Here is an 18,206-nt window from a genome sequence, read left to right as displayed (position 1 = left end):
GGCCGGCTCAAAGAAGCGCGAGGCTTGGCCACCCGCTACGAGAAAACCGCCGCCTCTTTTTTAGCCGTCGCTCACCTGCTCGCCGCCCTGGATTGGATGCGCTGACTGTCCACACTCTCTAGCAGGTAAGTGAGAAGGCCCCGCCATAAGCGGCCGAATAGGCGCATTCCAGTGTGCGCAAGCAAGCTGCCGTAGGCCCACGTGGTGTAGGCAAATACCGGCACCATAAACAGCATACTGACGGTGCCAATCTGTGGGGTGCCGCTATACTTGTACATAACCGGCAGGTACAGCAAGCTGAAAAAGTTGCACATGGCCGTGATAAAGGCCGCAATGATCAGGCATTCGGCATAGTTGTAGCCGCCGCGCCGCAACAGCCAGCGGGCAAACAACGCCCACACGGGCACCATGGCCACGTAGCACCAGCTCAGGTACTTCATGAAAAACTTGGTGGAGGTCATCTGCATCTGCCACACGGCCTCGGGCATGTTGGGGTCTTTGGGGGGAAAGGCCTGAATGTGCAGCACCGCCCACAGCAGCGCATACAGCCCCGTTATCATGAATAGCAACGACAGAGGCCGGAAATGGTCGACGCGCTGGCCGGCCAGGTAGGCCCGGATAGTGGGGCCGGGGCGCAGCACCATTGTTTTCAGCGTATATAAAATGCCCTTATCAACGTGCCAGATAGAATGCAGAATGTCGTGCGGCATGTCCGTCAGGGTGAGGCGATGCGTGTGGTGCGCATCCTGCCCGCACTTCCCGCAAAACCGGTCTGGCACGGGGTGGCCACAGTTCAGGCATGCCACCGCCGCGTGCCTGGAAGTGTGGCTTAGGTGGGAGGCCAACTCCGGGGCGAAAACGTCGGAAGACAAAGAAGCGGTCTGCATAGCACGGGCGTTTTGTGGCGAGCCGGAAGATAGCCAGTTATGATTTTCAGACCAAATGCCTCACCAGTGGGGCAGTTATCACGCGCCCAGCCTGCCGTCTGCCAGTTGGCCGAGTTCAGTCGAGGTAGCAGCTATTGCTAAGCCTGAAAAGTCGAACCGTAACAAGGAGGGCCTTTGCTGATAAACACTGGCTATCTTTGAGGGTCGCACCCATTCCAACGCCAGGCTTGCTGGCCCGCTTAAGGTGTTAGGGACAGTAAGCAGTTGCGGCCGGACTATCAAGCTGCTAAGTAGTTGTTTCGCATGTACGACGTCGATATCTGTGTGCTGGGCGCGGGCCCAGCGGGCGCTACCGCCGCCCTGCACCTGGCCAAGGCTGGGGTACCGTGCCTAGTAGTCGACCGGGCCGTATTTCCGCGCGACAAAATCTGCGGCGATGCCCTGGGCAGCGGCGTGCTGCCGGAACTGGCCCTCATTGATGCTGCCCTGCCGGGCCGGTTGGCTGCTTCTTCCCGCCAGCTGCCCACTTGGGGGGTACACTTCTCGGCCCCCAACGGCCGGGGCATCCAGCTGCCGGCCCTTCCTGCCTTCACCCCGGACACGCCCCCCGGCGGGCACATTATCAAACGTCTGGACTTCGACCTGCTGCTGGTGGAAGAGCTGCGCCAGCGGCCCGAAGTCACGCTGCTCGAAGGAGTAAACATCAGCCGACAAGAGTGCACCGCTGATGGGCGCTGGCTGGTAGAATCGGCCGATGGCCAGACCCGCATCCGGGCGCGGCTGCTATTGGTAGCCAACGGGGCGCAGTCGGCTTTTTCCCGGCAGGTGGGCGGCCACGCGCTGGACCCGGCCCACCATTGCGCGGGGCTGCGGGTATACTACCGGGGCGTGCGGGGCCTGCACCCGCACAACTACATCGAGCTGCACTTTCACCAGGAGTTTCTGCCGGGCTACCTCTGGATTTTTCCGCTCCCCAACGGCGAGGCCAACGTAGGCGTGGGCATGCTTACCTCGGCCGTAGCCGCGCAGAAAGTAAACCTGCGCGAGCGGCTCCAGCAGATGCTGACCCAGCACCCGGCCCTGAAAGAGCGGTTTGCCGACGCCGAGCCCCTGGAAACCGTGCGCGGGTTTGGACTGCCGCTGGGCTCCAAGCGCCGCTCCCTTTCGGGGGAGGGCTACCTGCTCCTGGGCGATGCTGGCTCCCTTATCGACCCCGTCACGGGCGAAGGCATCAGCAACGCCATGCTTAGCGGGCGGCTGGCAGCGGCTACGGCCCGGCAGGCCCTGGCTGCGCAGTCGTTTGGGGCCGGTATCCTGGCCACCTATGATGACGCCATCCACCAAAACCTGGGTCGGCAGCTAGAGCTTAGCTACCGGATGCAGCGCCTGCTGCGCTTTCCGCGCGTCATCAACTTTTTCGCCAACCGGGCTGCCAACAACCCCCGCTTGTCGGATGCCATTACCAACATGTTTCTGAACCGGGACTTGCGCCAGCAACTCTGGCAGCCGGGGTTTTACGTGCGCCAGCTGCTGGGGCCGCGGCGGGGGCCCGTGGTGCGGGCCGGCATTCGGATGGTGCGGGAGCTGCAGCGCTGGTGGCGCAAGTAGCCGCGCCTAGTTCCGCAACCCCTACCTTCGGGTCGAACCTGCTCTGCTTCCGCCATGCCCCTCGACCTCGTTACCTTTCTGCTGCATACTCCCGAAGCCGAGAAAACCACCGTGTACCTGCACTCCGACGATGAGGACGACGACACGCTACGTACCTGTGCAGCTTTGTTGGTAGCCCAAACCCAGGATCAGAAGCTGTTTATCACCCTGGAAACGCCGCGCCGCTACTTGGCCCACACCCAGCACCCCGACGAAGACGAGCCCGAAATCGAATTTCTCCACGACTATGAAGAGGTAGAAGCCCTCTTGGAAGATGCCGGCCTCGACGGCCTCCACGATGGGGAACGGGGCATCCTCTACCACAACCTGCTGTACCTGCTGATGAATGGGTAAATGGCTGGATGGGCATAAGCATGAAAAGGCGCCTGTCATCTAATTATTTACCCATTCCCACTCACCGTCGCTTGGCGTAATCGGCAATCAGGCCCTCACAAATCCAGTTGGCCAGGGCCTGGCGGTTGTCGGGCACCACAAAGCGGCGCTGGTCTTTCTGGTTGCGGATGTTGCCCAGTTCCATGAACACGGCCGGGGCGTGGCTGTTGCGCACTTCGTAGAGCGTGCCGCGCTCCGACACGTTGCCGGAATAAGGGCGGTTGGGCTGGGCCCGTTTATAGCGCGCCGTGAATACCTTGTGAATGTTCTTGGCCAGGCGCAGCCCCAGGGCGTTGTTGGGATGGTGGTAGAAAAACACGTCGATGTTCTGGCCCACGCTGCGGCTGTCTACATGCAAGGCTAACAGGCGCTGATACGCGCGGCCGTGGCGGCTATGCAGGCGGTTGACCTCGGCAATGCGTTGGCGCAGGCGCTGCACTTGGCTGAGCGGAATGCGCCGGTTGGGGTGCTGGACCTCGTCGTAGTCAGTGGCCAGCACGGCCTGGTCGCGGATACCGTCGTTGGGGTCCTGCACCATCACGTACACCGTGGCGCCGTGTTCCAGCAGCACGTGGGCCAGGCGCACCGTCACATCGTAGGCATACTCATCCTCGGCCAGCTTATAAGTGCCGTACTGCCCGATGGCGCCGGGGTCGGGCCCGCCGTGGCCGGAGGACAGGTAGTACACGGCCCCGCGCAGGGCCTGGTCGCGCACCTGCACCCGGGCGTAGGCGGGGCCAAACAGCGCGGCCCGCGTTACGGGTGGCGTTTTGGCGGCCACCGCCGGTGCCGTTTTGGTGTTAGGCTTTTTGCGGGCGGGACGGCCCACCGGGGGCAGCACATAGGCCCGGCCCGCCATAAGGCCCTTAGTGCCCAACCGCGCCCTGTTGAGCTGCCGAAACTGGCGCACGTGCTCGGCGGAGCGCAGGCCGTGGCGGCGGAGCAGGGTCTGAATAACGTCGCCGCGCTTGGCCACCACCCGGCGAGGACGCTGAGCCAGCGTTTGAGTGGCCAGCAGGGCCAGAAAAAGCAGGAGAAGAACTATTCGCAACGGCAGGGGAAAGCAAAATCGGGAAATGGAATACCAACTACGGGAAAAGCGGCGGGAAATATGCAATTGGTCTATATATCGGGCAAAAAATGGAGGGAATGAGCTGCAAACCCCACCATTGCCCGGCGCCGCGGCCTAACCTTCCCGAAACCTCAGCGTAAGAACGCCCCAACCTTTCCCCAAAAACCCATGAAAACGCCCTTTCTTTCTCTGCTCGCCCTGTCGGCCCTGACGCTTGGCAGCTGCGACAGCCTCAACAAGCCCTCCACGAAAGACGAGCCCCAGGAAGCTACCGCCGATACGGCCGTGGTGTACCGCGACGGCAAAACTGCCGAAGGTATGGCCAACGATGCCGCTAACAGCGCAGAAAACGCCTTCGACATTGCCTCGGCCAAACTCACGGATGCCACTTTCCCCGAGATTAAAACCAAGGGCGTAACGGTGCGCGGCAACGAAGACTACCAGGTGTACTCCGTGGATGAGACCGTGCTCTTCGACACCGGTAAAGCCACCATCAAGCCTTCGGCTGCGGCCACCTTGCAGGAGGTTATCGGCTCCATTGGCCAGCGTTACACGGGCAAGCAAATCCGCGTGGCTGGTTTTGCTGATTCGCGCGGCGACGCCAGCTACAACAAAGACCTGGCCCAGCAGCGCGCCAACGCCGTGAAAACCTACCTCGTGGACACTGGCAAGATGCCCGCCGCCAACATCAGCACCGAGAGCTTCGGCGAGCAGCAGCCCGCTGCCAGCAACGCCACCGCCGCCGGCCGCAAGGAAAACCGCCGGGTAGAGCTGGTTGTGCGCGTACGCTAATTCCTTGCTCACTTCGCTTTGAAACCTGCCGTCCGGCTTCAGGACGGCAGGTTTTCTTTTTGTAGGTAAGGTATTGAAGGTGCTCAGTTCGTCATATGGCTTAACGCGTTAGGCTGCAGCTGCAGCCTGACGTTCTGTATTGCTTGCCTAGCTTTCCTTTTGCTTAAAGTTGACTAACCTTAGCAACTCCGGCCACTGCCAAACCCGCTTATGCCTACGCCCATCCCCAAAAAGCTTCTGGCCCGTCAGCACGAAATAACGGCCGACTTCACCCGCCTCGTGCACGCGCACGTGGACGATCTGGCCGCCGGTCGAGCTACCGAAGCGTTGGAAATCCGGGATTTTGCCGACCAGCTGTGTATTCATCCCACCCACCTGAGCAACACGCTCAAGCTCACCACCGGCGAAGCCCCTTGCGCCATTTATGAGCGCAAGCTGGTGGCCGTGTCCAAAGAGCTGCTGCAAGACCCGCAGCAGAGCATAGCCACCGTGGCCGCGCGCCTCACTTACGACCCCTCCAACTTCACCAAGTTCTTTAAGCGCTTTGTGGGCCTCACGCCCCGGCAGTACCGGGAGGAGGCACTGCTGGCGCAGTTTGCTCCTGAAAAAACGGAAACTGTCACCAGTTAAACTGAACTACTCACCAGAGCGCAGGGCGTAGTGGGGCAGAACTTTGCGGAGTCATTTAACCTACTTCGTTTTTATGAGCACGCGCAAAATAGCTCTGGTAACCGGCGGCAGCCGGGGCCTGGGCAAAAACATGGCCCTCAACCTAGCCCAGAAAGGCATCAGCGTACTGCTGACCTACCACCGCCAGCAGGCCGACGCCCAGCAGGTAGTAGCCGAAATTGAAGCGCAGGGCGGGCAGGCCGCCGCGCTGCCGCTCGATGCCGCCAACATAGGCTCCTTCGACGGCTTTCTGGAGCAGGTGCAGCATACGCTGCGGGCCACCTTCGGGGCCGAAAAGTTCGACTTCCTCATCAACAACGCCGGCACGGCCCTGTACGCACCCTTTGCCGACACCACCGAGGGACAGTTTGATGAGATGCTGACTATTCACTTCAAAGGTCCCTTCTTCCTGACCCAGAAGGCGCTGCCCTTGCTCAACGACGGGGGACGCATCATCAACATTTCCTCGGGTCTGGCGCGGTTTGCCAACCCCGGCTCTTCCACTTATGCCAGCATGAAGGCGGCCATAGAGGTACTCACGCGCTACCAAGCCAGGGAGCTGGGCAGCCGCGGCATTGCCGCCAACGTGGTAGCGCCCGGCGCCATTGCCACCGACTTCGGCGGGGGCCACGTGCGCGACAATGAGGACTTAAATCAGTACCTAGCCGCCGCCACAGCCCTGGGCCGCGTGGGCCAGCCCGACGATATTGGTCCCATCGTAGCTTTCCTCTGCACCGACGAAGCCCGCTGGATTAACGCTCAGCGCATTGAAGCCTCTGGGGGCATGTTTGTATAAGGGCGTGGAATTGACAGGCTTCCTGTTACCAAAGAAACGCCCGTACGAAACTCGTACGGGCGTTTTCAAGGCTAATTGAGGGGCTACCGGGCAATGGCAGACGGGACTGGGTGTTGGGTTTTGTGCTCGATGAAAGCCTGAATTTGCTCCCGGTTCAGCAGGATCATGATGTTCATAGCAATAATCAGCGTAATCAGGTAGCCGCCCATGGCCGCCGCCCAGCCGCGCAGGTAGCGCCCCCACGCCGATAACGCGGTGCCTTGCAGCAGACTCCCATAGGCCCAGGTTTGGTAAGCCAGCGTCAGGAGCATTACTCCCATCATCAGGAGCTGCCCGCGGCTGGTACCGTTCAGGAAATACAAAACCGGCAGCACCACCAAGGTCAGGAAGTGGGAAGTACCGGTTACGAGGGTAGCCACCGTGATGCACTCGGCGTAGTTGAAGCGCCCGCGCCGCAGAAACAAACGTACCACTGCGGCCGTGAGCGGGAGCAGCGCCACCGCAAACCAGTTGATGTATTTGGAAAAGAAGGTGATGAAGCGCTCCTGCACCGCCCGCAGCTCAGCCGGCATGGCCGGGTCGTGCATGTTGTAAGGCCGCAGGTGCAGCACCACATACAGAAAGGTGATGAGCCCGGTGATGATGAGCAGGTAGGAGAGGGGCCGGAAAAAGGGGGCCCGCTGCCCGGCCAGGTACCGCTGCAGCGTGGAGCCCGGGCGGCGCAGCATTTGCTGCAGCGTGTAGGGCAGTCCTTTATCCACGTGCCAGATGCTGTGCGGAATATCGTGCAGCCAGTGGCCCAGCGTGATGCGGTGCGTGTCGGCAGCCTGCCCGCAGTGGGCACAAAACCGGTCGTGCAGGGCAGTTCCGCAGTTCAGGCAGGCGTGGGGCGCGGCAGCGGCGGGGGCAGCCGTAGCCGGACTGGGGGCGGATGGTGCGTGCATAGCAGGGAGACTACGGGAGTTGAACCGCGCTAAAAATACAGAATGGCCCGGCACCTCAGGCAAAAAAATAGCCGGTCGTAAAGACCGGCTGTCGTCGTCAAAGGAAAAGCAAGCCAGCTATGGGCGGTTAGCGCAGGGTAGCTCGGCTGCGTTTTTGCGCAGGGCCAGCAGCAGTGGGGCATACGCTTGGGCTTCCTGTTGGGCGGCCAGCTGCTGCAGCCGCGTGAGCACATGCTGTTTGAACTCAAAGGTAGAAAAGCGCGGGGAGGGTACGGGCGGTTTCATAGGAGAAGCAGGCAATAGGGTAGGGCAGAACGGGCGGGGGAACTAAGAGCTTCTACGCGGGCAAGGCCGGAAGGGTGTGGTAGTCTACCGGAATTTAACTGCGTAAAAACCAGAATCTTCGGGGTGGTCAGTGCTGGCCTCCCCGAAGATTCTGGTTTTGAAAACAGCGCAGTGCTTAGGTATGAAACAGCGGACGTGCCGGGTTCCAGATGCCCCACGGAATCATGAGCAGCACCAGCACCAGGGCAATGGCAAACCACGTGAAGGCTTTCTTGTGCTTGAGCACGGGGTCGGAGGCCTTTTTGGAAAGCGTACGGCCTACCTGGGCGGCTACTACCGCCAGCAGCATGCCCACCAGGTGCTCTACGGCAAAAAAGCGGCCGGTAGGGTCTTTCATTACGGCGCTGCCTGCAGTTTCGAAGGCTTTTACGCCCCAGGGGCTGATAAAATAGAGAATAATGCCCAGCAGCAGCTGCAGGTGCATAGAGCCTACAAAGGCGGCCCCCATGCCATTATCGGCCCCCACATAGGGCTTGCGGCCCTGCCAGCCACTAAGCGCGCGAAACAAGGCAATCAGCCCAAAGATGAGGACGAGCCAGCGCGTCCAGGAGTGCAGTAACAGTACGGTAGAGTACATAGCGGAAAAAAAGGTGAAGAGAAGCAAGTGAAAGCGGGAGCGGGGCGCGAAGGTACAACCTGCCAAACGGGTTCTGGTTGCCTGAAAAGTATGGCTGGAAGTAAAAAGACTTAGCGGGTAGCTTCAAACAGGCTGGGGGCTACCTCGTGCTTGTGACCTTCAAACTGAAAAAGCTTCTCGGGCACAAACCGCTCCTCTTCCTGGCGCAGAATAGCCAGGTTGCTGATGCTGAGCTTCAGGTTGAAGGTTTGCTGGTTGAGGTACTGCAGCACCGGCCCCAGCAGGTCGGGAGTGGTATCGTGCAGGGCCAGCGAAATATGCGGCAGCCAGCAGTCGGGCCCGCTGAACTTGTCGGTGCGCAGGCACAGGGGCCGGGTGGCCTGCCGGATGCGGTGGTGCAGGTGGTTGAGCGCATCGGAGCGCAGCACCGGAATGTAAATCACGGGATTAGGGCCCGGAAATACGCCCAGCCCCGTGGTGAAGGCCGGAAACGGCTTGCTGGTGCGGGCTATGTCCTGCAGCACCGCCTTCAGGGCCGAGAGCTTGCGCACGCCCGCCAGCTGGTAGGTAATGTGCGGGTCGGGGGTAGCCTGCACATCATCCAGGCCAAATTCTACTTCCAGGTTTTTGATAATGCCGTTGATGTGCGCGGCACTCTGGGGGTTAAGCAGGGAGGTTATGGCCAGCATAGGCTCGGGGGACGAAGAACCAGAAGACGGACAGACAGCTGAAAGAGGTGAGATAGACAAGCCGGTAGGGTTTGCGGGGAAGGTAGGGAGAAAACGGTAGCCTGGGGCCCATGTCCTGTGCAAGGTACACGGGTAGCCGCTTACTTGGCACTGGTGCCGCCGGAGCTACCCGGGCAAGGAGAGGAGCCGCCGGAAGCGTTTCAATACGCGCCGGGCCAGGGAGGGGCGGCCTACGCGCTGCGACGGGAACGGACTACTGCCTTACGCCGGCCGGTTGGCCTGCATCTGCTGGTTGAACTGCGCGCTCTGCCCGCGCGGAATGCTCAACGACTGCCACTGAGTGCCCCGCAGCGTTTTGGCGGTCTGCACGAGCTGGCCGGTGTGGTATGCATAGTGCGCTACCTGGCGCTGCAGGGCCCCCAGCGCCGTGTAGGCTTCACCCCGGATAGTGACGGGATGCAGCAGCTGGCCGGGTGGCATAGCCGCCAGCAGGTCGAACAGCACTTGCCAGGCCGCTTCCCACTGGGCCAGCAGCGCGGGCGGGTTGATCGTGACGGGCTGCTCAAACTCCTGGTCGCGCTGGCGGTCGGGCTTTTCGCCATCCGTGGTCCAGAAGTCGGTGAAGCGGGAGCGGAGGTTGCCAATCATGTGCTGCAGCAACACGGCCGGGCTATTACCCTCCGGGCCGGGTACCACCAGCCAGTCGGAAGGGGCGAGCTGGGCCAGGGCCCGGTCGGCTAGTCCTTTGTAGGTAGTGAAGCTGTGGCGGATGCTGTGCAGCACGGCCTGGCTTAGCGCATCGGATTCTGCCATAGATAACAATGCTGGTCGTAAGGCAAGTAAAAATAAGGCATCTAAGCCAGTGCCGCCCCACCAGGCAGAAAAAGCCAGCTTGGTGCCGCCCAGGTTCAACCATTTGCCAGTCATTACGTTCAGGTTTCGTTTGCTTGCTTTCTGCCGCTACCTCACCGTGCCCGCTTCTACCTCTGCTCCAGCTGCTGTGCCGCCTGTACGCCCTCGGGTGCGGTGGGGCTGGTGGCTGGTGGCTGGTCTAGGGCTAGTAGCCGGGCTGGCGCTGGCCGTTCACTTCCTGCTCGACCCCTGGCTGCGCCGCCAGGCCGAAACGCAGGTGGCCCGCCGTACCCACGGCCGCTACCAGCTGCGCCTGCGGGAGCTGCACACCAGCCTCTGGCGGCGCACCCTCACCGTGCGCGGTATCGACCTGGTGCCCACGCCCGCCCTGCTGGCCACCGACTCCCTGGCCCTGCGCCTGCACGCCAGCAGCCTGCGCGTTGCGGGCATTGGGCTGGGGGCTTTGCTGCGCCGGCAGGTAGTGCCCATCGACAGCCTCGTGCTGCAAGCGCCCCACCTGCGCCTGACGGGCCGCAGGCTGCCGGCCGCCAACCCAAAGCCCCTGCACCAGCGCCTTCCCCGTCAGCTGCCAGGACTACGCTTGGGTTATCTGAGTATTCAGGAGGGCCAGGCAGCTTACCGCCCCACCACCGCTGATTCAATTTCCTTTCGGCGGGGCACGCTGGTAGGGCAGGATATTCTCCTGGCCGCGGCCGGTGTCGCTGACACCCAGCGCGTGGTGTATGCCGCCGCCTGGCAGCTGCGAGTAGCCGACGGCCAAGCCAAAGGGTATGGCTACCGGCTGCAGTTGGGGGCGCTGGGTTTTGCTACAAAAAGCGGGCTGCTGCGGATAGACTCATTGCGCGTGCGGCCCCTGGTGCCCATCAGCAACCGGCGCAGCGAGCTGGTGCGCGTGGCCCTCTCTTTGCCCGTAGTCCGGCTTACGGGCCTGCAGGTCCGGTCCCTACGTCAGGGAAGATTTACCGCCGATACGCTTCGCCTGCAGGGCCCCGACCTCTCCTTTACGCCCGCCCGCCAGCCCCCGCCGCCCCTGCATGAGCTGGTAGCGGGCGTATTTCCCCGTTTCCGGCTGGGCAGTTTCTTGGTGGTTGATGGACGGGTCCGCGCGGCCGGGCTAAGTATGGCGCCTCGTGCAGAACAGGTAATGGTGCAGGCCCAGGACCTCCGGCTGGAAAAGGCCGCCAGCCAGGCACCGGGGCGTATTTTCTACGGCCGCAGCTGGGGGGTGCGCACCGGGCCGGGGAGTATGCTGCTCGATGCCCCCTACTACCGCCTGGCTTACCAGCGCTTAGACTTCTCGACTACTGGGAAAACGCTGCGACTCTCAAACAGTGGGGTACAGCCTACCATGTCCCTGGAGGCATTGAGCCGTCGTAAGGGGCACCAGATGTCGCATATCCGGCTATGGGCCCCGCAGCTGCAGGCTACGGGCATAGACTGGGCGGCCCTCACGCAGCGCGGCTACCTAAAGGTGGATGAGCTGGCCCTGCCGCGCCCCGTGTTGCGGGTGGCAGGGGACGGGCGTTATCCCATCAACCCCAGGCTCTCGGTGGTGACGCCGGAAGCCCTGCGCCGCTTGCCCTTTCAGTTTGAGCTGGGCCGCTTACGCATTCAGCGGGGCGACATCTGGTTTCGCTACCGCTCGGCCCGCAGCCCGCAGCTGGGCCGCGTAAGCATCACGCAGCTGAGCGGCACCCTCACCAACCTCAGCAACAACCCCCGCCGGGTGCGCCTGGCTCCCGTGGCCGTAGCACGGGCTACGGCCTTGTTTCAGCAGCGTAGCCGGGTGGGCGTTACCATCCGCTTGCCTTTGCTCCGGGCCGATGGTCGACATACCGCAACAGGCACCTTTAGCCGGGCCCCCTTCAGCATTCTGAACCCGATTACGGTGCCCGGGCGGTCGGCCCGCTTTAAAAGCGGTGACGTGGACCAGGTGCGCTTTGCCTTCACGGCCGACCGGCAAGGGGTGCGCGGGCAGATGTGGGCCGCCTACAGTAACCTGAAGCTGGAACTGCTGACCGAGCACAAGGACCGGGGCGTAAAAAAGCTGCTCGTCAAAGCAAAGTCCAAGCTGGTGGATGGCTTGCTCATCCGCAACAACAACCCGCGCAAACCTGGGCAGGAGCTCAAAACAGGCGTTATTGAGTCGAGCCGCGACCGGCGGCTGTCGGTTTTTGCTATTTGGCAGCAGGCCCTGATCAGCGGAATGCTGCACAGCATGGGCGTGCCGCGGGGCATTGCCAAGAAAACCAGCGAAGCTTCTTCGGCTCCCAAGACCATGCCGCCGCCCGGCAGCCTGCGCTAAACCCTTTCGGGGCCGCAGGAGTTACTCCGGTCTATGCCGCGCGCCAACACTCTTCCTCGCAAGCTAACCAAGGGCAACCTGCCCACCAAAACGTGCCTTACCTGCGGCCGGCCCTTCGAGTACCGCAAGAAATGGCGGGCCTGCTGGGACGAGGTGAAGTACTGTGGCGAGAAATGCCAGCGCAACAAGTCCCGCCCAACAGCGCCGGCAAGCGCCTAAACAGCCGGAAAGCAGCCCCGACGGAAAGCCGTAACGTCGGCCGCCGGGTCAATTCGGAAATGTGCCAGCGGCGGATCTATCTTACGCCAAAATCACTTGCATGAACCGCCGTATCTTCCTTCGCAACAGCTCCCTGGCTGGCCTCACCCTGGCTACCTTTTCCCTTGATGCCTGCACTGCCGACCCTGCCTCCTCGGCAGCCACCGCTGACGGCAGCGCGGCCCCGGCCCCCGATACCTTCGAGCTCCAAGAGGCTACGGTAGCGCAGCTCCAGGATAAGATGAAGAGCGGGCAGCTTACGGCGCGCCGCATCACGGAGCTCTACCTGGCCCGCATCGAAGCCATTGACAAAGCCGGGCCCCAGCTGCACGCCGTACTCGAAACCAACCCCGATGCCCTGAAGCTCGCTGACCAGCTCGACGAGGAGCGCAAAGCTGGCAAGCTGCGCGGGCCGCTGCACGGCATTCCGGTGCTCATCAAAGACAACATCGACACGGCCGACCAGCAGCAAACCACGGCCGGCGCCCTGGCCCTGGCCGGCCACAAGGCGCAGAAGGACGCCTTCATCGTGCAGAAGCTGCGGGCCGCCGGGGCCATTGTGCTGGGAAAAACCAACCTGAGTGAGTGGGCCAACTTCCGCTCCACGCGCAGCACCAGCGGCTGGAGCAGCCGCGGGCACCAAACGCGCAACCCCTACATCCTCGACCGCAGCCCCAGCGGCTCCAGCTCCGGCTCGGGCGTGGCGGCGGCCGCCAACCTGTGTGCCCTGGCCATTGGCACCGAAACCGACGGCTCCATTGTGTCGCCGGCCTCGTGCAGCGGGCTGGTGGGCATCAAGCCCACCGTGGGCCTGTGGAGCCGCTCGGGTATTATTCCTATTTCGGCCACCCAGGACACGGCCGGCCCCATGACGCGCACCGTGCGCGACGCGGCTGTACTGCTGGGTGCCCTGGCCGGCGACGATGCGGCCGATGTGGCTACGCAGGCCAGCAAGGGCCACGTTCAGCCCGATTACACTACCTTCCTGAAAGCCGATGGCCTGCGCGGCAGGCGCCTGGGCGTGGAGAAAAACCACCTCACCGGCAACTCCGATTCGGTGGCCCTGCTGCAGGCGGCGCTGGCCGTGCTCAAGGCCCAAGGCGCAACCGTGGTGGAAGTGGAAGTAGAAAAGCAGATCGACCCGCTGGGCGAGGCCGAGTACGACGTGCTGCTCTATGAGTTCAAGGATGGGGTAAACAAGTACCTGGCTACGGCCGGCGCCCCGGTGAAAACCCTGGCCGACGTCATCCGCTTCAACGCCGACAACAAAGCCAAGGCCATGCCTTTCTTCCAGCAGGAAATCCTGGAAGCCTCTGAGAAGCTCGAAGGCCTGAGCAGCCCCAAGTACCAGGCGGCCTTGCGCAAGTCGAACGGCGGTGCCCGGCAGGTGCTTGACAAGGTATTAGCCGACAACAAGCTGGACGCCCTGGTGGCCATTACCAACAGCCCGGCTACGCCCATCGACCTTATTAACGGGGATTCCTGGAAGGGCCCCGGCTTCTCTTCCCCAGCCGCTATGGCAGGCTACCCGCACATTACGGTGCCCATGGGCCAGGCGCACGGTATGCCCGTGGGCTTGTCGTTTGTGGGCGGGGCCTGGCAGGAAGGCCCCCTGCTCACGCTGGCCTATGCCTACGAGCAGGCCTCCAAGAAGCGCGCGGCACCCACCTTCCGTGCCCCGTTTGTAGGCTAAGTAACGTAAAAAAAGCTTCCCTGGCCCCCACTCTGAACGCATATTCAGGGTGGGGGCCAGGGAAGCTTTTTAGCAACGATTTAAAGCTACTCTTTATCGTTGGCCGGCTGCTCGCGGGACGATTTTTCGGTGGAAGAGCTGGCGCTGGCGGAACCGCCATCTTCGAGGGGCTCGGCATCAAGGTTAAGCTCGTAGCCGCCGCTGCCGTAGGTGGGTTTGCCAGCCGTCTGGCCAACTACACCGCCGGTCTGGCGGCCCTGAGCCGCATTGGCGGCACGGTCATCGTTTTCGTCGGGGGTTATGGAGGGGGTGGTGGTTGCCATGGCTTAAGGTGTTTTTAGGTAGTCAGATGCCTTGCTATACGGAACCAGGGCCACCTGGGTGGGCATTTAGGTAACTCTCCAGGCGCTTGCTCCGCTCATGCCCGGCGCTTACTACGCTCACGTCAGGGGGAACAAGGGCGTGTGTTAGGGGACGTACTGCTGGGAGAGGCTGACGGCCAGGCCCTGCCGAGTTTCGATGATAAAGGGCGAAAGGCCCAGGGCCTGCGCGTCTTTTTCCTGGAGCTGGGCGGGAGTAGCCGTGTATTCTTCCAGGCCGGTTTCGGCGCTGCGCCACAGCGTAATGGTGGCCGTGGGGCTGAGGCGTACCGTGCGTAGGCGGGGGCTGTCGTTGATGATGTAGTAGTCGTTGAAGACGGAGTAGGTGGTGTCGCCGTCTTGGCTCACATCCTCGGCCGCGTCGCCCTTGCGGCGGGCTGCGGCCACGGCGGCTTCCCCGGTCAGAAACTGAATGTAGTCTACCGTGGCGTAGTACTGGCCTTTCTGCTGGTACACGCGCCGGAGGTAGCCGTGGTTGCGGCCCGTAGCGCCCACCGTTTCCGTGGTCGACATTTCAGCGGTCAGGTTGGGCGGCACCACCTCTGCGGTTTGGTTGGTGGCCGTTTCCTGCTCGGTGGAGGTACAGGCACTCAGGGCGAAGAAAAGGGCGGCGGGCAGGAAAATCGACTTCATGCCCGAGTGTACGCGGGCAGGGGAGAGGCGGTTTGCTGCGTAATTTTACCCCTGCCACGTACCACCTGCTCTATGGCCCCTATAACCGACATCTCCCAGCTGGACCTGACGCGCCGCTACACCTAGGCCGACTACCTGACCTGGCAGCTAACGGACTGGGTGGAGCTCATCCGGGGCCGGGTGCGCCTGATGAGCCCCGCTCCCCGGCGCCGGCATCAGGATATTACCCGCAATATTGAGTTGCCGATTATGCAGTTCCTGCGGGGGCAATCCTGTAAAATCTACCACGCCCCCTTCGATGTGCGCCTCGTGCGCAGCACGCCCAACGGCGACGCCAGCATCGAAACCGTGGTGCAGCCCGATATCTGCGTTATCTGCGACCCGCAGAAACTGGACGACCGGGGCTGCCTGGGCGCCCCCGACTGGATTATCGAAATCCTCTTGCCCGGCAACGTCTCCCGCGACACCAAGGAAAAGTTCGACCTCTACGAGGAAGCCGGCGCGGGCGAGTACTGGCACGCCCGAACAGAAAAACGTGGTCGTCTACCTGCTAGGCGACGACGGCCGCTACCACCTGCGCGGGGAGTTCTACACGCCCGGCCTGATACCGGTAGCCACGCTGCCGGAGCTGCAGATGGAGTGGGCGGAGGTATTTGAGGGAGTATAGAATGGGTAGTGGCTTGGTCTTTGCTTTTTTTATTTGTTCTATCTGAACCTACGTAAGTACAAGTGTCTATATGAGCCCTTCGTCGTCCCGTTGGCTGTGGCTGCTCCTCTTTTTGTCGTACTCATTTATAGCTAGAGCTTATAATGAAAGCGAAGGCATTGCTGCGCTTGAATCAGTACGTCTCTTCCTGCTTAAAACTGCTTTCGTAATTGTAGCTGTGCTAGGGCTAAGCTTCTGGAAAGGTGACCTCAGGCGGTTGTTAAATTCTCCCACGGAAAGGCGCGTGGTCATTTTTGTTTTGGTTTGTTTAAGTATAATTATATTCGGATTGGTAGGCTTGATAACTTACCTAATTAACGATTCAGGGTATAGGTAAGTGGGAATACCATCCTTTTAAACCGCTACCTTTGCGGCCTGATACCCCGCAAAGTAGGATGATTTCCATTACCGACCTCGACTTTCACTTCGGCTCGCGCACGCTCTACGACAAGGCCAGCCTCCACATCAAACCCAAGGATAAGATTGGCCTGATCGGGCTCAACGGTCGGGGTAAATCCACGCTGCTGCGCATTCTGGTGGGCGAGTATAAGCCCGATGGCGGCTCCATCTCCATGAGCAAGGACGTGAGCCTAGGCTTCCTCAACCAGGATTTGCTTTCCTACGACTCGCACGAGCCCATCCTGATTGTGGCCATGCAGGCCTTCGGCGAGGCCTTGGATGTGCAGAAGAAGATTGACGAGGTGCTGCTGGAATTTGAAACCAACTACACCGACGACTTGGTGGAAAAGCTGGCCACCCTGCAGGAGCGGTTCGAGGCCCTGGGCGGCTACACCATGCAGGCCCGCACCGAGGAAATCCTGGAAGGCCTGGGCTTTACTACCGAGGAGCTGCAGCGCCCCCTGAAGCTATTTTCGGGCGGCTGGCGCATGCGCGTGATGCTGGCCAAAATCCTGCTTCAGCAACCTTCCCTGTTGCTGCTCGACGAACCCACCAACCACTTGGACTTGCCCTCCATTAAGTGGATTGAAAACTACCTGGCCGGCTACGAGGGTGCCGTTATCATCGTGAGCCACGACCGGGAGTTCCTGGACCGCACCACCAACACCACGGTGGAGGTAACCGGCGGTAAGCTGGTGCCCTACGCCGGCAACTACAGCTACTACCTCGAAGAAAAGGAGGAGCGCAACGCCATTCAGAAAGGTGCTTTCGAAAACCAGCAGGCCCAGATCCGGCAGGCTGAGCGGTTTATTGAGCGGTTTAAGGCCAAGGCCAGCAAAGCTAAGCAGGCCCAGAGCCGCGTGAAGGCCCTGGATAAGCTGGAGCGCATCGAAGATGTAGCCGCCGACGACGCAAAGGTGAACATCAAGTTCAACTTCACCGTCACGCCCGGCCGCCACATCCTGCGCATGGAGCACGTGAGCAAGAAGTACGGCGAGAAAATCATCTTCCGTGACACCCACGTGCACATCGAGCGGGGCGACAAAATCGCGCTGATTGGGGCCAACGGCAAAGGTAAATCTACGCTCATGCGCCTGGTGGCCGGGCAGGAGGCCCCCACCAACGGCACCCACCAGCTGGGCCACAACGTGATTATGTCGTTCTACGCCCAGCACCAGCTGGAAAGCCTGCGCATCGAAAACGAGATTCTGCAGGAGATGGTAGAAGCCGGCTCCAAGCGTTCCGAAATGGAGCTGCGCTCGGTGCTGGGCTCCTTCCTGTTCACCGGCGACGAGGTGTACAAGAAAATCAAGGTGCTGAGCGGGGGCGAAAAAAGCCGCGTGGCCCTGGCCAAAACCCTGATTTCGGAGGCCAACTTCCTGCTGCTCGACGAACCGACCAACCACCTGGACATGCAGTCGGTGAACATCCTGATTCAGGCCCTGGATCAGTACGAAGGCACCTACATCGTCATCAGCCACGACCGGTTCTTCGTAGAGAACGTGGCCAACAAAATCTGGTACATCGAGGACTTCCAGCTGAAGGAATACCCCGGTACCTACGCCGAGTGGGAGCAGTGGATGGAGGACCGCGAAAAGGCCGCCAAGAAAGCTGGTCTGCCCAGCCCCTCGGCCCCCAAGCCCCAGCCCAAGGAAGAGAAAAAGGTAGAAGCCAGCCCCGCCAAAACCCCTTCGCCCGACCAGAAAAAGGCCCTCAAGGAGCTGGCCGAGGTAGAAAAGAAGATTGAGGAAAGCGAAAAGGAGCTGGCCCGCTACGAAACCCAGCTCGCCGACCCGCAGATTTACCAGAACGCCGCCCAACTCAAAGACGCCACCCTCAAATTCGAGCAGGTGAAAAAAGAGCTGGCCCAGCTCAACGACCGTTGGGAAATGCTGGCCGAAATGTAAACGCCCGCCTCACTTACATCAGAAAGCCCCACCTGAAACTTCTGGTTTCGGGTGGGGCTTTTTAATGCTTAGGCAGTTGATTTCGCAACTCAAAGGTGGTAATTCCCAGGAACGTATACACCATTCAGGAAACTGCTATAGCTGTCGAGCAAGCCAAAACAGATAAAGCTCCGGGTCCTTCTATAGGTACTGAGCTGCCAAATTCAGGGAGCTGCCGCTGGGTGTTGCGTGTTGTTTGTCT

Annotated in this window: 19 protein-coding genes; 10 read left to right on the top strand and 9 right to left on the bottom strand. The window is 61.4% G+C overall.

Annotated elements, in window-relative coordinates:
- Positions 1-71 precede the first annotated feature (71 nt).
- Positions 72-887, bottom strand: a complete 816-nt coding sequence (locus tag FY528_RS17970) for a DUF3667 domain-containing protein (protein WP_149072411.1) — start codon at positions 885-887, stop codon at positions 72-74.
- Between the two features lie 303 nt (positions 888-1,190).
- On the opposite strand from FY528_RS17970, the gene FY528_RS17965 reads away from it, so the two are divergent.
- Both FY528_RS17965 and FY528_RS17960 read left to right on the top strand, forming a co-directional pair.
- On the top strand, positions 1,191-2,495 hold the full coding sequence (locus FY528_RS17965; protein WP_149072410.1) for an NAD(P)/FAD-dependent oxidoreductase: 1,305 nt from the start codon (positions 1,191-1,193) through the stop codon (positions 2,493-2,495).
- A 54-nt stretch (positions 2,496-2,549) separates the two neighbouring features.
- Entirely contained in the window at positions 2,550-2,888 is a 339-nt protein-coding gene (locus tag FY528_RS17960; protein ID WP_149072409.1) for a hypothetical protein, read from the top strand.
- Positions 2,889-2,949: 61 nt separating this feature from the next.
- Here FY528_RS17960 and FY528_RS17955 read toward each other — a convergent pair whose 3' ends face one another.
- Positions 2,950-3,978: an N-acetylmuramoyl-L-alanine amidase family protein gene (locus FY528_RS17955; RefSeq protein ID WP_232066374.1), complete on the bottom strand. Its 1,029-nt coding sequence runs from the start codon at positions 3,976-3,978 to the stop codon at positions 2,950-2,952.
- A gap of 189 nt (positions 3,979-4,167) precedes the next feature.
- On the opposite strand from FY528_RS17955, the gene FY528_RS17950 reads away from it, so the two are divergent.
- The 3 genes from FY528_RS17950 to FY528_RS17940 all read left to right on the top strand — a co-directional run bounded on the left by FY528_RS17950 (position 4,168) and on the right by FY528_RS17940 (position 6,256).
- Entirely contained in the window at positions 4,168-4,791 is a 624-nt protein-coding gene (locus FY528_RS17950) for an OmpA family protein (RefSeq protein WP_149072408.1), read from the top strand.
- 210 nt (positions 4,792-5,001) lie between these two features.
- Positions 5,002-5,421 carry a helix-turn-helix domain-containing protein gene (locus tag FY528_RS17945; RefSeq protein ID WP_149072407.1) on the top strand — a complete coding sequence of 140 codons (420 nt, stop codon included), beginning with the start codon at positions 5,002-5,004 and terminating at the stop codon, positions 5,419-5,421.
- Between the two features lie 73 nt (positions 5,422-5,494).
- Entirely contained in the window at positions 5,495-6,256 is a 762-nt protein-coding gene (locus FY528_RS17940; RefSeq protein ID WP_149072406.1) for an SDR family NAD(P)-dependent oxidoreductase, read from the top strand.
- 83 nt (positions 6,257-6,339) lie between these two features.
- Here FY528_RS17940 and FY528_RS17935 read toward each other — a convergent pair whose 3' ends face one another.
- The 5 genes from FY528_RS17935 to FY528_RS17920 form a co-directional block, all read right to left on the bottom strand.
- Entirely contained in the window at positions 6,340-7,200 is an 861-nt protein-coding gene (locus FY528_RS17935; RefSeq protein ID WP_149072405.1) for a DUF3667 domain-containing protein, read from the bottom strand.
- 117 nt (positions 7,201-7,317) lie between these two features.
- Entirely contained in the window at positions 7,318-7,485 is a 168-nt protein-coding gene (locus tag FY528_RS21335) for a hypothetical protein (protein WP_168680866.1), read from the bottom strand.
- 175 nt (positions 7,486-7,660) lie between these two features.
- Positions 7,661-8,122, bottom strand: a complete 462-nt coding sequence (locus tag FY528_RS17930) for a hypothetical protein (RefSeq protein ID WP_149072404.1) — start codon at positions 8,120-8,122, stop codon at positions 7,661-7,663.
- 110 nt (positions 8,123-8,232) lie between these two features.
- Positions 8,233-8,811, bottom strand: coding sequence for a 2'-5' RNA ligase family protein (locus FY528_RS17925; RefSeq protein WP_149072403.1), 579 nt, complete (start codon positions 8,809-8,811; stop codon positions 8,233-8,235).
- A 261-nt stretch (positions 8,812-9,072) separates the two neighbouring features.
- Complete coding sequence (locus FY528_RS17920; RefSeq protein ID WP_149072402.1) at positions 9,073-9,624, bottom strand: DUF1572 family protein; 552 nt, start codon at positions 9,622-9,624, stop codon at positions 9,073-9,075.
- Between the two features lie 130 nt (positions 9,625-9,754).
- On the opposite strand from FY528_RS17920, the gene FY528_RS17915 reads away from it, so the two are divergent.
- The 3 genes from FY528_RS17915 to FY528_RS17905 all read left to right on the top strand — a co-directional run bounded on the left by FY528_RS17915 (position 9,755) and on the right by FY528_RS17905 (position 13,940).
- Positions 9,755-11,989 carry an AsmA family protein gene (locus tag FY528_RS17915; RefSeq protein WP_149072401.1) on the top strand — a complete coding sequence of 745 codons (2,235 nt, stop codon included), beginning with the start codon at positions 9,755-9,757 and terminating at the stop codon, positions 11,987-11,989.
- 33 nt (positions 11,990-12,022) lie between these two features.
- On the top strand, positions 12,023-12,208 hold the full coding sequence (locus tag FY528_RS17910) for a DUF2256 domain-containing protein (protein WP_149072400.1): 186 nt from the start codon (positions 12,023-12,025) through the stop codon (positions 12,206-12,208).
- 100 nt (positions 12,209-12,308) lie between these two features.
- Complete coding sequence (locus tag FY528_RS17905; protein WP_149072399.1) at positions 12,309-13,940, top strand: amidase; 1,632 nt, start codon at positions 12,309-12,311, stop codon at positions 13,938-13,940.
- 86 nt (positions 13,941-14,026) lie between these two features.
- Here the strand turns inward: FY528_RS17905 and FY528_RS17900 are convergent, their stop codons facing one another.
- Both FY528_RS17900 and FY528_RS17895 read right to left on the bottom strand, forming a co-directional pair.
- Positions 14,027-14,263 (bottom strand): hypothetical protein, encoded by a 237-nt coding sequence (locus tag FY528_RS17900; protein WP_149072398.1) that lies wholly within the window; start codon positions 14,261-14,263, stop codon positions 14,027-14,029.
- A 144-nt stretch (positions 14,264-14,407) separates the two neighbouring features.
- Positions 14,408-14,953: a hypothetical protein gene (locus FY528_RS17895; RefSeq protein WP_149072397.1), complete on the bottom strand. Its 546-nt coding sequence runs from the start codon at positions 14,951-14,953 to the stop codon at positions 14,408-14,410.
- A 159-nt stretch (positions 14,954-15,112) separates the two neighbouring features.
- On the opposite strand from FY528_RS17895, the gene FY528_RS17890 reads away from it, so the two are divergent.
- Both FY528_RS17890 and abc-f read left to right on the top strand, forming a co-directional pair.
- Positions 15,113-15,610 (top strand): Uma2 family endonuclease, encoded by a 498-nt coding sequence (locus FY528_RS17890; RefSeq protein ID WP_149072396.1) that lies wholly within the window; start codon positions 15,113-15,115, stop codon positions 15,608-15,610.
- Positions 15,611-16,054: 444 nt separating this feature from the next.
- Positions 16,055-17,965: a ribosomal protection-like ABC-F family protein gene (gene abc-f / locus FY528_RS17885; protein WP_149072395.1), complete on the top strand. Its 1,911-nt coding sequence runs from the start codon at positions 16,055-16,057 to the stop codon at positions 17,963-17,965.
- The last annotated feature ends 241 nt before the right edge of the window (positions 17,966-18,206 follow it).

This window comes from Hymenobacter lutimineralis (assembly GCF_008271285.1).
GTDB classification, from domain to species: domain Bacteria; phylum Bacteroidota; class Bacteroidia; order Cytophagales; family Hymenobacteraceae; genus Hymenobacter; species Hymenobacter lutimineralis.
Note: the sequence above shows the minus strand (reverse complement) of the source record. Positions and strands in the feature narration are given on the sequence as shown.

Bases quoted from the DNA above. Each gene is read 5' to 3' on its own strand.
- FY528_RS17970 (WP_149072411.1), bottom strand. From the start codon at position 887: ATGCAGACCGCTTCTTTGTCTTCCGACGTTTTCGCCCCGGAGTTGGCC.
- FY528_RS17965 (WP_149072410.1), top strand. From the start codon at position 1,191: ATGTACGACGTCGATATCTGTGTGCTGGGCGCGGGCCCAGCGGGCGCT.
- FY528_RS17960 (WP_149072409.1), top strand. From the start codon at position 2,550: ATGCCCCTCGACCTCGTTACCTTTCTGCTGCATACTCCCGAAGCCGAG.
- FY528_RS17950 (WP_149072408.1), top strand. From the start codon at position 4,168: ATGAAAACGCCCTTTCTTTCTCTGCTCGCCCTGTCGGCCCTGACGCTT.
- FY528_RS17945 (WP_149072407.1), top strand. From the start codon at position 5,002: ATGCCTACGCCCATCCCCAAAAAGCTTCTGGCCCGTCAGCACGAAATA.
- FY528_RS17940 (WP_149072406.1), top strand. From the start codon at position 5,495: ATGAGCACGCGCAAAATAGCTCTGGTAACCGGCGGCAGCCGGGGCCTG.
- FY528_RS17935 (WP_149072405.1), bottom strand. From the start codon at position 7,200: ATGCACGCACCATCCGCCCCCAGTCCGGCTACGGCTGCCCCCGCCGCT.
- FY528_RS21335 (WP_168680866.1), bottom strand. From the start codon at position 7,485: ATGAAACCGCCCGTACCCTCCCCGCGCTTTTCTACCTTTGAGTTCAAA.
- FY528_RS17930 (WP_149072404.1), bottom strand. From the start codon at position 8,122: ATGTACTCTACCGTACTGTTACTGCACTCCTGGACGCGCTGGCTCGTC.
- FY528_RS17925 (WP_149072403.1), bottom strand. From the start codon at position 8,811: ATGCTGGCCATAACCTCCCTGCTTAACCCCCAGAGTGCCGCGCACATC.
- FY528_RS17920 (WP_149072402.1), bottom strand. From the start codon at position 9,624: ATGGCAGAATCCGATGCGCTAAGCCAGGCCGTGCTGCACAGCATCCGC.
- FY528_RS17910 (WP_149072400.1), top strand. From the start codon at position 12,023: ATGCCGCGCGCCAACACTCTTCCTCGCAAGCTAACCAAGGGCAACCTG.
- FY528_RS17905 (WP_149072399.1), top strand. From the start codon at position 12,309: ATGAACCGCCGTATCTTCCTTCGCAACAGCTCCCTGGCTGGCCTCACC.
- FY528_RS17900 (WP_149072398.1), bottom strand. From the start codon at position 14,263: ATGGCAACCACCACCCCCTCCATAACCCCCGACGAAAACGATGACCGT.
- FY528_RS17895 (WP_149072397.1), bottom strand. From the start codon at position 14,953: ATGAAGTCGATTTTCCTGCCCGCCGCCCTTTTCTTCGCCCTGAGTGCC.
- abc-f (WP_149072395.1), top strand. From the start codon at position 16,055: ATGATTTCCATTACCGACCTCGACTTTCACTTCGGCTCGCGCACGCTC.